The sequence below is a fragment of the Desulfosporosinus sp. FKA genome, assembly GCF_002196785.1.
Classification (GTDB): domain Bacteria; phylum Bacillota; class Desulfitobacteriia; order Desulfitobacteriales; family Desulfitobacteriaceae; genus Desulfosporosinus; species Desulfosporosinus acididurans.
This window is the reverse complement of record NZ_NAHZ01000034.1, coordinates 111,168-125,414: the sequence shown is the minus strand read 5'-3', so window position 1 is coordinate 125,414 and position 14,247 is coordinate 111,168. Positions and strand designations below refer to the sequence as shown.

Genomic DNA, 14,247 nt, shown 5'->3' with positions numbered 1-14,247 from the left:
ATGTACGACATTAGAGGATACTACGAGGCGGAAACAGTTCGCGAAGCAACAGAACTTCTTAGGGCGAATCCAAAGCTGAAAATTATTGCCGGTGGTACGGATGTGCTTGTAAAGATGCATGGCGGGCAGCTGGAAGACGCCGAGTTGTTAAGCATTCGCAAGATCCAAGAGTTGAGGGATATTCGTAAATTGGAGAATGGGACGATTGCTGTTGGCCCGATGGCAACGTTTACTAACGTATTCAATGATCTAATCATGAAGAAGCATGTTCCTATTCTTACAGAAGCGGCGATCTCTATGGGGGGGCCGCAGATCAGGAATATTGCTACTATCGGCGGAAATGTCTGCAATGGGGCAACCTCAGCCGACAGCGCCTCATCCTTGTTTGCCCTTAATGCTCACTTGAAATTGCAGAACCTCCAAGGGGAACGGGTGATTCCCATTCGGGAATTCTATCTTGGACCCGGCAAGGTCGACTTAAAGCCCGGAGAAGTTCTTACAGATATCCTTATCTATCCGGAGGATTATCAGGGGTTTGGAGGACAGTATATTAAATTTGCTATGCGGGAGGCTATGGATATTGCCACACTTGGCGTTGCTGTCCTTTGTAAGTTGGATTCCGGTAACTTTAGTGAGATTCGTATCGGGCTGGGAGTCGCAGGGCCGACGCCTTTGCGCTGTGTGGAAGCGGAAGAGTTTGCCCGTGGGAAGAAAATTTCCCTGGAAACAATTGGGGAAATCGGTAAACTGGCTGTGAAATCAGCCAAGGCCCGAACTTCCTGGAGAGCTTCTAAAGAGTATCGCGAACATTTGGTGGAGGAATTGACGCAAAGGGCTTTACAGACGGCTATTGTGAGGGCGGGAGGTGTAAATCTTGTTTAAAAGGATATCATTTACGGTTAATGGGAAATCTTATACCTTGGAAGTTGATGTCCGAATGTCTCTGCTGGAACTTTTGCGGAATCAGCTGGGGTATACCGGCGCTAAACAAGGGTGCAGTGTTGGCGAATGCGGGGCCTGCAGTGTTTTAATTGATGGGACTCCTTATGACTCTTGCATTTATTTAGCCGTTTGGGCGGATGGTAAAGCGATCACAACGATCGAAGGGGTAGCCGCTAAAAACGGGGAACTTTCCAAGGTTCAGAAAGCTTTTGTTGAGGAAGGGGCTGTTCAGTGCGGTTTTTGCACGCCCGGACTTATCCTGACTACTACAGCTATGACAGAAAGTGGTAAAGACTACACTCGTGAGGAAGTTAAGAGGGAACTTTCGGGGCATTTATGCCGCTGTACAGGGTATCAGAATATTCTAAAGGCAGCGGAGAAGTCCTTGGAAGGACACATTTGTACCTGTGTGGACAGCCCTCATTACAAGCAGCAACAAGAACAACTTAAGGAGAGACAATAATTATGAGCGATAAAATGGCTCTGATTCCTTTTCGACAATTGCTTCTTTGGGTTATGGAGGAATATCAGCACAGCGGGATGGTATTTGGTATTCCGGAAGAGAAATTCTTCAAAAAATCAAACGATCGTTATATGGAGTTGTTTGGGGAAGCCATTGCTACTCCTGTCGGACCGGCGGCAGGACCGCACTCTCAATTGGCTCAAAACATCATTGCTTCCTATATGAGCGGAAGTCGTTTCTTCGAGCTGAAATCGGTTCAAATTATGGATGAGTTGGAAATTGCCAAGCCTTGTATTGCTGCCGAAGACGAGTGCTATAATACAGAATGGTCAACAGAGCTTCCGATTATGGGTGCTTTTGCAGAATATGTGAAAGCTTGGTTTATCCTGCATGTTATTCAAAAAGAGTTCTTTAAACAATCTGAGCGGCGCTTTATGTTCAATATGAGCGTTGGCTATGACTTGAAGGGTATTCAGTCTCCAAAAGTTGATGAATTCATTGAAGGATTAAAAGATGCAGCAAAAACGAAGATCTTCCAGGAATGTCAAGACGTTTTGCGGGAAGAATTAGGGCTTTTCCAACATGTGGACCGCACCTTTGTGGATCAGATCTCTCCGCAGATATGCAACTCTATCACCCTATCGACGATGCACGGCTGCCCGCCAACCGAAATCGAGGCGATTATTCGTTATCTAATGAGCGAAAAGAAACTCCATACCTTTGTTAAAATGAATCCTACGTTATTAGGCTATAACTATGTTCGCGATGTATTTGACAAGATGGGGTATGACTATATTCAATTAAAAGAAGCTTCATTTACTCATGATTTGCAATTTGCCGACGGTGTAGAAATGTTAAAGCGGCTGATAGCTTTTGCTGCGGATAATAAGAAAGACTTCGGCGTTAAACTATCGAATACTCTGCCGGTGAGGATAACTCGGGATGAGCTGCCGGGAGAAGAAATGTATATGTCCGGCCGCGCGCTCTATCCTTTAACAATTAATTTGGCTTATAAACTTGCGGCTGAGTTTGACGGGGAGCTTAAAATTTCCTATTCCGGCGGTGCGGATGCTTTTAATATTGAGCGTATCTTTGCTGCAGGGATTCGCCCCATAACTGTAGCCACAACACTGCTCAAACCAGGTGGTTACCAACGGTTCCAACAATTAGCTGAACTTCTGGAACCGCTTTTGGATAATCAAGGGTCAAGCCGCTTAGATATGAAGAAGCTTAAAGCCTTGGCGGAAAGCGCTTTTGATGATGCCAATCATATTAAGGAATCTCGGGATATGCTGAGCAGGAAAACTGCTCTCAAATTGCCGCTTTTAGATTGTTTTATTGCACCTTGTGAAAAGGGATGTCCTATCGAACAAGATGTTCCTGAGTACTTGCGCCTGGTCGGCGAAAAACGTTATGAGGAAGCCTTTGACGTTATTGTCTCGAAAAATCCGCTGCCTTTTACGACAGGAACGATTTGTACACACACCTGTATGACGAAGTGCACTCGCCTGGACTACGATGAATCGGTGCACATTCGAGGCCAGAAACTTGTAGCAGCTGAAAAAGGTTATGCGGATTATATGCAAAAGGTTTCCCAACGCCAACCGCAGTCAAAGGCCAGTGCTGCTGTGATCGGTGCGGGACCGGCAGGACTTTCGGCAGCTTACTTTTTAGCCAAGGCAGGGATGGATGTCACCGTCTTTGATAAGCGGGAAAAGGCTGGAGGAACAGTCGAATTTATCATTCCGGATTTTCGCATATCCAGAGAGGCGATTAAGAAGGATATCGAACTTATTGAGTCGATGGGGGTTAAGTTTAAATTTGGAGTCAACCCGAATGTTTCGGTGGCTGATTATAAGGCACAAGGGTTTAATTACGTCGTTTTAGCCATAGGAGCCGGAAGAACAAATGCTTTAGCGATCCAAGGCGATATGGAGCGTGTCCGCGGAGCTATTCCTTTCCTGGAAGCCTTTAATACGGATCGCCAAGGGTTGAATCTTGGCAAGAGGGTGGCTGTGGTCGGAGGCGGAAATTCGGCTATGGACGCTGCACGAGCAGCCCTTCGGGTTCAGGGAGTCGAAGAAGTCTTCATCGTCTATCGTCGGACGAAAGATTACATGCCTGCTGACGAGGAGGAATTGGCCTATGCTCAAAAGGATGGCGTGATCTTTAAGGAGCTTCTGGCTCCGGTGTCTTTAAGCGGCGGGGTTCTTAAGTGCCAAGTTATGGAGTTAGGGCCGGCTGATGCTTCCGGACGGCGGAGCCCGGTTCCGCGGGAAGGGATTTATAAAGAGCTTTCGGTTGACACGGTCTTGTCGGCAATCGGCGAGCTGATCGATTATGACCTCCTGAGGACGAATGGGATTGACGTCGGAGCAAAGGGGAAAATCAAGGTTAATGAAGAGACATTGGAAACGAATGTTGACAATGTCTTTATCGGTGGGGATGCTCTAGCTGGTCCTTGGACTGTGGTTGGCGCTATTTCTCATGGTACGAAAATTGCTAAGGCGATCCTTGCCAAAGAACATCTGGAATTTAGTCAAGAATTCGCTTCCAGGATTTCCTTCGCTAAGGAAAAACAATTGCTTGAAGTACGGACTAAAAAAGCAGTTCTGCAGCCGGTCTCTGATGGAGAAGAAGAAACAGGACGCTGCCTGGAATGCAATTATATCTGCAATATTTGTTCCGAGGTATGTCCGAACCGGGCCAATTTAATGATTCCGGTGGAGGGTGAAGGGCTGACGAATCGTAATCAAATTCTCCATGTTGATGGTATGTGTAATGAGTGCGGCAATTGTGAGACCTTCTGTCCTTATGATGATGCACCGTATAAAGTGAAGATGACATTATATTGGAGTGAAAAGGAATTTGCAGATTCCTTGAATACTGGCTTTGTAATCCTTAGAGATGGGGATGAGCCTATCGTTAAACTTCGCCTGAAGGGAGAAGTCATGGAAGTGGCTTTTGATCAAACCGGGCGTACTGATGCTCCTATTGATAGCTCCCTTGCAGCCTTTATTTGGACAGTTATTCGGCAATATTCCTATCTGTATAAAGTTTAGTTTTAGGGACATATATAAAGGGGTCGAACAATTTGTTGGACCTCTTTATATAAAAAAACAACCGGGAGGAAAAAAATGGCTAACACACAACATTCTGTAGCGCCTGTTGACGAAATGATGCCAGCAGCTAAACTTTTTGTGTTTGGCTTGCAGCATGTACTGGCGATGTATGCCGGGGCGGTAGCGGTGCCCTTGATTATTGCCGGAGCCGCTGGGTTAACTAAAGCTCAAACTGCTTTTTTAATTAACGCAGATCTGTTTACTTGTGGGATTGCCACCTTGCTGCAAACGTTGGGAATTTGGAAAATTGGAATTAAAATTCCTGTTATCCAAGGTGTGACCTTCGCTGCTGTGACTCCGATGATTATTATGGCCAAAACAGGCGGCATGGAGACGATCTACGGATCAATTATTATAGCCGGTATCTGTACCTTTCTTTTAGCACCTTTCTTTAGTAAGTTGATTCGATTTTTCCCGCCTATTGTTACAGGAAGCGTTATTACGGTTATTGGCATTTCCTTGTTGCCTGTAGGTATTGCCTGGGCAGCCGGCGGCACGGGAGATCCTCATTATGGAAGTATGACGTATATTGGGGTTGCGAGTATAGTTCTTATCGCTATCCTTTTAATCAATAAGTTTTTCCGGGGGTTCGTTGCTCACATCTCAGTCCTTCTGGGATTAATTATCGGTCTTATTATCGCCATGCCGGTAGGGCTTGTGAACTTTTCAGGAGTTTCCTCTGCTGCTTGGCTCGGTATCGATTATCCGTTTGCTTTTGGGATGCCGAAGTTTGATCTTGGCTCTATCATTGCCATGATTATTGTTATGTTAGTGGTTATGGTAGAGTCGACGGGAGATTTCTTAGCAATTGGAGTGATGGTTGATAAACCGATTGGCGAGAAGGAATTAACGGCCGGGTTACGGGCAGACGGGCTGGCTACGGCCCTCGGCGGGATTTTAAATGCCTTCCCTTATACCGCCTTTGCTCAGAACGTTGGTCTTGTCGGCCTGACTGGAGTTAAAAGTCGTTTCGTAGTAGCCACTTCAGGCGCAATTTTAGTGGTTATGGGTTTCTTCCCTAAATTGGCGACGATTATTGCTTCCCTGCCAAATGCCGTACTTGGTGGTGCCGGTATCGCCATGTTTGGAATTGTGGCTGCAAATGGAATTAAAACGTTGTCGAAAGTAGACTACGATAAAAATCCTAACAACATTTTTATTGTTGCCATTAGTATAGGTTTGGGTGTAATTCCAGTTGTTGACGCGAATTTCTTCAAGCTATTTCCTGATTGGAGTCAGACTATTTTGCACAGTGGTATTACCCTAGGTTCCATAGCGGCTGTTATCCTCAATGCCCTGTTTAACGGCAGCAAAGGCGGAGAAGAGGCCCAAAAGGAATTGGCCGATAATGCAGGAATGAACGCTTAGGACATTGCGTGGGAAAGAAGCTGCTTCTTTCCCACGTTATAATGATCTCGAATAATGGGTGTTAAAAGGGGAATTAAAAAATGTCAGTTGATTTATCAGTGGATTATTGCGGATTTCAACTTGAAAACCCCTTTGTTTTGGCTCCTTCTCCAAGTACCGATCAAGTCGACCAGTTAATTAAGGCCTTTGAAGCAGGTTGGGCAGGTGCTGTTTTAAAGACTGTCAGTATTGACTCCAGCGTAGTCAGGCGTGTCTTTCCTTTAGTCATGAAGATGGAACATCTTAAAGGTTTTATGGGCCTCCAGAATATTGATTTAATCTCAGAACATTCCGTCGAACAGATTGAACAAACTATTCGTTATTTAAAAAAACGCTTTCCGTTTAAGGCTGTGATACCAAGCATTATTGCCAACAATAAGGGTGACTGGCAAATGCTGGCTCACCGTATGGCGGCGGCGGGAGCGGACTTATTGGAATGCAGTATTTTTTTCCCCCATGGCGCTGATTGGGGACTGGGTGCGAAAATTCAAGAGCCGGCCAGCACGGAAGAAATCGCAGGCTGGGTTAAGGAAGCGGCGGGGAAGGTTCCTGTTGTTGTCAAGTTATCGGCGCAAGACTCGGATATTATTGCTACTGCTGCGGCAGTTGAACGCAGCGGAGCAGAGGGTGTCTGTGCCTTAAATACCTTGAAAAGCATTTCTGGAGTAGATTTGGATACCCTGATTCCCACTCCAAATATTGCTGGGCTTTCTACATACGGGGGACTTTCCGGACCGGCCCTAAAGCCCATTGCCTTGAGATGTACTGCGGAAATTGCGCAGAAGTTAAATCTCGACATTGCAGCGAGCGGTGGAATTACTACCTGGCAGGATGGTGCAGAATTTCTTCTGCTGGGAGCAAGTTCTTTGCAGCTCTGTACGGCTGTTTTACGCTTTGGCGTTGGAATTATTGATGAATTAATTATAGGATTGCAAGGGTGGATGGAGGAAAAGTCCTTTCAGAGCCTAACAGATGTGATTGGGCGTTCGCTGCCGTATCTTGTGGGGCACTCCCATCTTCCGAGAGGGATACAAGTAGTTTCATATATTAAGGCGGACTGCTGCAATCAGTGTGGTGATTGTTATGATGTCTGCCGAACCGGGGGGCATGATGCTGTTTTTTGGACAGAGGGGTTTCCGGAGGTTGATATAAGGCGATGTATTGGCTGTGGGCTTTGCCAGGCAATGTGTTCAAGTCAGGCGATTTCGCTAACCAGGTTAATGGGAGAGCGTTAATCTCCAGATAGGATAGATAAATCTAATTAATCATATCTAAATTAATCATATCTAAATTAATCATATCTAAAGTGAACTCGGGAACCACTCCCACTTGGAGAGGTGGGATCCTTACGATTGGATCAACTGAGGAAACTATTAAAGGGAGGATGAGTTAAGTAATGCTTATCATTGGGAATGGGATGGTATTAACCTTAGGCAAGAGCAACCAGGTTATTCCTCAAGGCGGGGTGCTGATTCAAGACAGCAAGATTATCGAAGTTGGGTCTTCTCCAGAGCTGCAGACACGTTTTCCTGAAGCCCGGTTTATTGATGCTCGTGGGAAGTTAATTATGCCGGGATTGATTAATACTCATATGCATCTTTATAGTACATTTGCTCGGGGGATGGATGCTAAAAGCAAACCACCGCGCAATTTTTGTGATATCCTGGAAGGACTTTGGTGGAAACTGGACAAATTGCTGACGATGGAGGATGTTTACTACAGCGCTCTGACGCCGCTTATTGAGTGTATTAAAACGGGTACAACCACGATTGTTGACCACCATGCCAGCCCAAATGCGGTAACAGGCAGCCTGTCAACCTTAGCTAAGGCCGCTAAAGAGATGGGAGTACGTGCCGCTTTTTGCTATGAGGTTTCGGACCGTGACGGTGAGTCTATTGCCCAAGAAGGAATTAGGGAGAATGTTGACTTTATTAAAGCCTGTCAAGCGACTCCCGATGCCATGGCTGCCGGATTGTTTGGGCTTCACGCTTCTTTGACCTTATCAGACAAAACGTTGCAGCAGTGCAGTGATGAAGCGAAAAAACTGGGAGCAGGATTTCATGTTCATGTGGCCGAGGGTATCGAAGATGTTGACAATTGCTTAACGAATCACGGGATGAGGGTAGTCGAGCGTTTTGAGAAATTTGGAATCCTTGGACCTAAATCTATAGCGGCACATTGTGTCCATGTCAATGATCGGGAAATAGAACTCCTAAAAGCTTCAAAGACTCAAGTTGTCCATAATCCTGAGTCCAACATGGGAAATGCAGTTGGCGTAACACCGGTAATTAAAATGTTGGCTAAGGGTGTTAGAGTCGGCTTGGGAACAGATGGGTATACCTGTGATATGTTTGAAAGCGCAAAAGTAGAAAATGTTCTGCAAAAACATGCCGCTGCAGATCCCAGCGTGGCCTGGGCAGAAGTTCCCCAGATGCTATATGGCAATAATCCTCTGATTGCTTCCGATTTATTTGGCGGAACGTTTGGCGAACTGACCCCAGGAGCCTGGGCAGATGTCATTGTTGTTGATTATATTCCCGCAACGCCTTTGAACGAGACGAATTGGAGCGGACATCTTCTTTTCGGTGTTTCCGGTCATCAAGTGGAAACAACGGTGATTAACGGCAGAGTGCGAATGCTGGACAGGGTACTCGTTGATATTGATGAAGAAGCGATCTGTGCTCGTTCCCGTGAACTGGCCCAAGCCATTTGGAATAGGATTTGAGGTGACTGAGATGGAAAATGTATTGGGATTGCGCTGTATTCAATGTGGTAAAGAATTAGCCCCGGAACCGGGAGTGTATACTTGCCCGGCCTGTGGTTCGAAAGCTGGGATTATGGATGTCATCTATGACTATTCAGCGATCAATAGGGTGACGTCACGGGAAAAATTATCGCAATCGAAAGATTACTCAATCTTTCGTTATCTGCCGTTTCTTCCAATCCGTCCGGAAACTCCGCGGCCCCATCTGAGAGTAGGCTGGAGTCCATTGTATAAACCGCCGGGACTTGGCAAGCAGTTAGGCATGAGTAATTTGTATATTAAAGATGACGGGCAAAACCCTACAGCGTCTTTAAAGGACCGCGCTTCAATTATTGCCGTTGTCAAAGCCGTGGAGGAAAAGGCGCCAACGGTTTCCTGCTCTTCGACGGGAAATGCAGCCTCATCTTTGGCAGGAAGTGCAGCTGCCATGGGACTGAAAAGTGTTATTTTTGTGCCCAGCCGCGCTCCCCAGGGAAAAGTGGCGCAATTGTTAATTTTCGGTGCCAAGGTTATCAGTGTTCAGGGCTCTTATGAGGACACCTTCAGATTATCTGCAGAAGCTATTGAGCGTTTCGGCTGGTACAACCGCAATGCTGCCATAAATCCCTATCTTGTGGAAGGCAAAAAAACAGTGGCTCTGGAAATTGCCGAGCAGTTTCACTGGGAGGTTCCTGATTGGGTTGTGCTTTCTGTCGGTGACGGATGCACGATCGCCGGAGTTTGGAAGGGCTTTAAAGATCTCTATCAAGCTGGCTGGATCGAGCGCTTGCCCAAGATTGTCGGGGTTCAATCAACGGGATGCTGCCCCCTCGTCGATGCCTTCTTAGAAAATCGCCCTTGGCAGCCGGCGGAGGAAAACACATTAGCGGACAGTATCGCTGTAGGTGTGCCGCGTAATCCGGACAAGGCTTTGCGTGCTGTGTGCGAATCGGGGGGGACGATGATCGCAGTGCCCGATGAGGAAATCCTGGAAGCCATGCGAGAGCTGGGCAGAACCAGCGGGATTTTCGGCGAACCGGCAGGGGTAACTGGAATGGCAGGACTTAAGGCCTTAGTTAAAAAAGGAGTCATAGGGGCCGATGAAAAGGTTGTGGCCATAGTGACAGGTAATGGCCTTAAAGATGTCAAAAATGCCATTGCTGCAGTGGGTGAACCGATAAAAGTGAAGCCGTCCCTGGACGAATTGATGGGGAAATTATAGGTCGAGCGTTAGAGAACAGACTTCCACTTCTTCAAGTGGGGGGGCCCATACCTTGCTTCTGTGGGGGTAGAGTCCATCCTTTCAGCGCGATAAAATTTGTTAGGGGCAGGTGCCCTCGGCGAAAGTGTGTAACCAAAGACCCGATGTTCAGCTTTAGCTGAACGAGTTCATTCGTTATCATAAAGGAGGAAAGGCTATGAAAGACTTAATTGATTTAACGATTAATGAAGAACAGCTCGCAAAAACGGCCCAGAGTGTTAAAGAACGAGATATTTTAATTCCAACGCTGGCTCAAATGAAAGATCCCAATAAAGTTCCTGCAAAAGTGAAGGAAAAATTGAAAAAGACTGGTTTATGGGATGTTGATTCCATTAATCTGTTTCGAATTTCCTGGAAAAATGAGCCGGTTAAAGAAGGCGGGCTTTATAATTCTTTGCCGAACTATCTTGAAATCCCCTCTGCTATTTCCGGTGTTAAAGCAAGAATTATTGCCATGGCAGGCAAGTATTTTCCGACAGGTGCCCATAAGGTTGGGGCAAGCTTTGCCTGTTTAGTCCCGCGCTTGGTAACCGGCCAATTTAATCCTAAATATCATGAGGCTGTCTGGCCCTCAACAGGCAATTATTGCCGCGGCGGTGCTTATAATTCGGCCTTGCTGGGCTGTAAATCGATTGCCATTTTACCTGAGAACATGAGTAAAGAGCGTTTTGAATGGCTGAAAACAGTGGCGGGTGAAATTATTGCCACTCCCGGTTGTGAAAGCAATGTTAAGGAAATTTATGATAAAACTTGGGAGTTGAAAAGAACCCGCGATAACGTCGTGATTTTCAATCAGTTTGGAGAACTAGGCAATCATCTTTGGCACTATGAAGTAACCGGCAATGCTATGCAGGAGATTATCAAAGCCGAAGCCGGTCCTAAGGGAAGACTTGCCGGAGTATGCTTAACCTCTGGGTCAGCAGGTACTTTGGGCTGCGGCGATTACTTGAAAGACCAATATCCCAAAGCCAAATTAGCCGTCGGGGAAGCTTTGCAATGTCCAACATTGTTAAATAATGGTTTCGGTGATCATAGAATCGAAGGGATCGGTGACAAACATATTCCTTGGATTCATAATGTTAAGAACACCGATATGGTGATTGCCATCGATGACAATGATAGCTTGGGAATGTTCCGACTCTTTAATGAAGCAGCAGGACAAACCTATTTGAAAGAGCAAGGTATTGCCGAAGACGTTATAGCAAAACTCCCATGGGTCGGAATTTCCGGAGCAGCTAATATTTTATCGGCGATTAAATTTGCTAAATACTATGAGCTGACAGAGGACGATATTGTCATGACCGTCCTTACCGATTCGGCTGAAATGTATCAATCCCGCTTGAAAGAGATGGAAGAAGAAAGAGGTCAAGAATACAGCCTGATTCATGCTGCCATCGACCATAACCGCAATGTCTTAGGTGTCAGAACAGACAGCATGGAGGAATTAACCTATCAAAGCAAAAAACGCATTCACAATCTGAAGTATTACACTTGGATTGAACAACAAATGTATGATTTAGACGAACTAAATGCCCAATGGTACGATTATGACAATTACTGGGGCAGACTCCATCAGATGGGACCGGAATTAGACAAACTTATTGAACAGTTTAACGCCAGAACCGGCCTGGCAGAGTAACATCTGCCGTGTCAGGGGGACGGTCCCATCAACACGCTTTCCGTGTTGATGGGACCGTCCTTTGTGTTAGTGTGTTGGTGGGACGGTCCTTCTAACACGTTTGCAAAACGCTACCTAATATGTTTTTGGAGAGACATTAATTTTCATAGTATAGTTTTGGTGATATTATCGAGAAGATATTTATCACCAATTTTTTTAAAAAAGAATGGAACTTTTTAAACGATAAAAGCATCTTAAGAATGAACTCAGGACGAAGGGAGAGAAACAAGGTTTTGGATCAGGTCTCAGAATTTGTTAGGGATGTACAAAGCGGCAATAAAGAAGCGTGGGAGTCTCTTCTGCGCAATGTTTATCCCTCAGCTCTAAGTCAAGCAAAGATGCTGCTTCGTGATCAGGATCTCGCAGAAGACGCTTTGCAAAATGCTCTGATTAAAGTTTTTAAGTTTCTCCCGACGTTAGAGACACCGGAAGCTTTCAAGGCATGGTTCCGCAGAGTTCTGATGAATGAGGTGTATTTAATTCTCAGAATCAGGCAGAAAGAAACAGAAGGCTTAAATGCCGAGCTTCTAGTTGATCAATGCGCTGCCCCTGATGAACGCGTAACGTTGAAAGTTGAACTTTTTCGTGTTCTTCAGATGTTACCTTTTGAACAACAACAAGTTTTCATCGAGGTAGATGTGTGGGGCAAATCTCTTAACGATACGGCAAAAGAATATGGATTGCCATTGGGAACGGTTAAATCCCGTCTATTTCGTGCTAGAGAACGTTTGCGAAAGGAGCTTCGAGATTGGTTAGGAGCGGAAACGGTCAAGAATCGCTGCGCTTTGGAGAATAACGATGACAAGGAGAGTTGGATCGTGAGTACTGAACAAAATAATTGGCCCACAAGGGATCAATTTTATGACTATTTGGAAGGTACAATGCCCTCAGAAGAGAGGGCGGATTTTGAAAAACAATGGTCAAATAATTCTGAGTGGTCAAAGGAGTTGTCCAGGCATAAAAACTTTTTAACGTTGCTTCATTCCCTAACAGGACGACTTACTCTTTCCTCCCAAGAGATTGCGGAGAAAGCTCAGAAACTAAATGATCAGATCCAAAATTATGAAATGGTGCAAGAACAAACTTATTTTAAAGAAACAGGACCTAGCACGAATTCTTCTCATATTTGGTTTAAGAGACCCGGACAACTTCGAATTGAGTCTTCCAATCCAATGGTTGATGAAACGATTACGACCATCCGCGGGCAGGAAATGTTATGTTGGACAAAATCGAGTCAAAAGGCGAGAAGATTAAAGTTTAGTCAAGAGATAAGTAAGCAAATGGGACCAGATTACCTTGATGCTCTGAAGAAATTGGCCGCAGATAAGAATTGCAAAGTATTAGGGACGGAGTACGTTGAAGGCCGTCCAGCTTTGCACATTCAATTTATGGAAAAAGTAGATAATATGAAGGACATGAATACTCATGTATGGCTGGATAAGGTTTCCTGGATGCTCTTAGTAACAGAACGTTATAATTCAGAAGGAAAGCTTATACTCAGAACACTCGTCAAAGAATTGAAATTAAATCAGGGTATTCCAGACTTTTATTTTGAATTAGAGATTCCTGAAGGGGTTAAGATTGATGAAGAAGAGAGCGAAGAGATTCATCCATTCATAGAGATTTCGCTTGAAGAAGCAAGCCGGCGTTTGTCATGTCCAATGTATTATTTTCAAACTAAAAATCTCAGCGTCAAACACCAATGGGTTCATTTTTCCGATAAGCAAGAAGCGGTAGTGAGCCTTTATAAGAAGAAAGGAGAACCAATAGCCTATTTAACACTTACCCAAGGAAAAACTCCTCAAACGAATAATCCTTCTCAAGAATCTGGTGAGGTTATGTATTTTACGTTTGAGGGAAGTGAAGTTAAAGGAGTATTTCGCGAGTTTAATTTTGGCTCGGTTATGAACATGATTACTTGGGAATATCAAGGACAGTATTTTTCTGCATCATGTAATGGGAGTAAAGAAGAGTTAATGGATAACATCAAAGAACTTCATTGTGATAATTGAGTGAATAATGGCTTTTTCAAATGCTAAATCAAGAAAAGACGTCAGGGATGCCCCTTTAACACTCTATCATTTCATTCAAATTCCATGAAAAGGGGATGAAAGGGAGAATCTTAATAACCAGATTTACCACGGAGACATAGTAATACTGGATGTTATCATATGTTCAGAGGGAACGAATAAAACCAATAAGAAATTTTTGAACTAATACAAATCTATCGGTGGTTTGTATTGCCAAACTGCTCGAAATTAATAGAGGGATGGTTGAGAGAGTTAGGACTTAAAAATTTATAAATTTTACTCTGAATCGAGTTCAAAAGGCAGTTAATTAGGACGATCGTTTTGATAAATTAAACAGATCGTCCTTTTAGTTTTGAGAACAAAAGATTGTATCTAGTTCTTTTCTATACTTGGAATTTTGTTTGTGGCTGTTGAAACTTGACTACGAGTCTAATTAGATTATAATCTAATTAGACTCGTATCGAATCTCATTTTGCTATATATACAGAAATCTTAAAATAGTGTGTTTTTAGAGATCGTTGAAAAGGAGTGGTAAACTATTGCAGCTAAATCGAATTTTTGATTGTCTGATCCAACACGTATTCGTATTCTGGCGCTTTTG

General features: G+C 44.6%; 9 protein-coding genes. All 9 read left to right on the top strand.

All coding sequences use genetic code 11. The annotated features are described in order from the left end of the window. The 9 genes from xdhB to B5771_RS21740 all read left to right on the top strand — a co-directional run bounded on the left by xdhB (nt 1) and on the right by B5771_RS21740 (nt 13,628). Entirely contained in the window at nt 1-882 is an 882-nt protein-coding gene (gene xdhB / locus B5771_RS21780) for a xanthine dehydrogenase FAD-binding subunit XdhB (protein ID WP_088189720.1), read from the top strand. Further along, nucleotides 875-1,405, top strand: coding sequence for a xanthine dehydrogenase subunit XdhC (xdhC, locus tag B5771_RS21775; RefSeq protein WP_088189408.1), 531 nt, complete (start codon nt 875-877; stop codon nt 1,403-1,405). The genes xdhB and xdhC overlap by 8 nt, the downstream gene beginning before the upstream one ends. A gap of 2 nt (nt 1,406-1,407) precedes the next feature. Then, nucleotides 1,408-4,467: a putative selenate reductase subunit YgfK gene (gene ygfK / locus B5771_RS21770; protein WP_088189407.1), complete on the top strand. Its 3,060-nt coding sequence runs from the start codon at nt 1,408-1,410 to the stop codon at nt 4,465-4,467. A gap of 75 nt (nt 4,468-4,542) precedes the next feature. After that, nucleotides 4,543-5,895, top strand: a complete 1,353-nt coding sequence (locus B5771_RS21765; protein WP_088189406.1) for a nucleobase:cation symporter-2 family protein — start codon at nt 4,543-4,545, stop codon at nt 5,893-5,895. Between the two features lie 80 nt (nt 5,896-5,975). Then, complete coding sequence (gene preA, locus B5771_RS21760) at nt 5,976-7,169, top strand: NAD-dependent dihydropyrimidine dehydrogenase subunit PreA (RefSeq protein ID WP_088189405.1); 1,194 nt, start codon at nt 5,976-5,978, stop codon at nt 7,167-7,169. A gap of 161 nt (nt 7,170-7,330) precedes the next feature. Further along, nucleotides 7,331-8,659 (top strand): putative aminohydrolase SsnA, encoded by a 1,329-nt coding sequence (ssnA, locus tag B5771_RS21755; protein WP_088189404.1) that lies wholly within the window; start codon nt 7,331-7,333, stop codon nt 8,657-8,659. A gap of 10 nt (nt 8,660-8,669) precedes the next feature. Further along, a complete protein-coding gene (gene thrC / locus B5771_RS21750) occupies nt 8,670-9,899 on the top strand; it encodes a threonine synthase (RefSeq protein WP_088189403.1) in 1,230 nt (409 codons plus the stop codon). Between the two features lie 196 nt (nt 9,900-10,095). After that, a complete protein-coding gene (locus B5771_RS21745) occupies nt 10,096-11,577 on the top strand; it encodes a pyridoxal-phosphate dependent enzyme (protein WP_088189402.1) in 1,482 nt (493 codons plus the stop codon). A gap of 272 nt (nt 11,578-11,849) precedes the next feature. Next, entirely contained in the window at nt 11,850-13,628 is a 1,779-nt protein-coding gene (locus B5771_RS21740) for a sigma-70 family RNA polymerase sigma factor (RefSeq protein ID WP_172408341.1), read from the top strand. Nucleotides 13,629-14,247: the final 619 nt, after the last annotated feature.

Excerpts from the sequence above, each read along its gene's own strand:
- xdhB (WP_088189720.1), top strand. The coding sequence starts at position 1 with ATGTACGACATTAGAGGATACTACGAGGCGGAAACAGTTCGCGAAGCA.
- ygfK (WP_088189407.1), top strand. The coding sequence starts at position 1,408 with ATGAGCGATAAAATGGCTCTGATTCCTTTTCGACAATTGCTTCTTTGG.
- B5771_RS21765 (WP_088189406.1), top strand. The coding sequence starts at position 4,543 with ATGGCTAACACACAACATTCTGTAGCGCCTGTTGACGAAATGATGCCA.
- preA (WP_088189405.1), top strand. The coding sequence starts at position 5,976 with ATGTCAGTTGATTTATCAGTGGATTATTGCGGATTTCAACTTGAAAAC.
- ssnA (WP_088189404.1), top strand. The coding sequence starts at position 7,331 with ATGCTTATCATTGGGAATGGGATGGTATTAACCTTAGGCAAGAGCAAC.
- thrC (WP_088189403.1), top strand. The coding sequence starts at position 8,670 with ATGGAAAATGTATTGGGATTGCGCTGTATTCAATGTGGTAAAGAATTA.
- B5771_RS21745 (WP_088189402.1), top strand. The coding sequence starts at position 10,096 with ATGAAAGACTTAATTGATTTAACGATTAATGAAGAACAGCTCGCAAAA.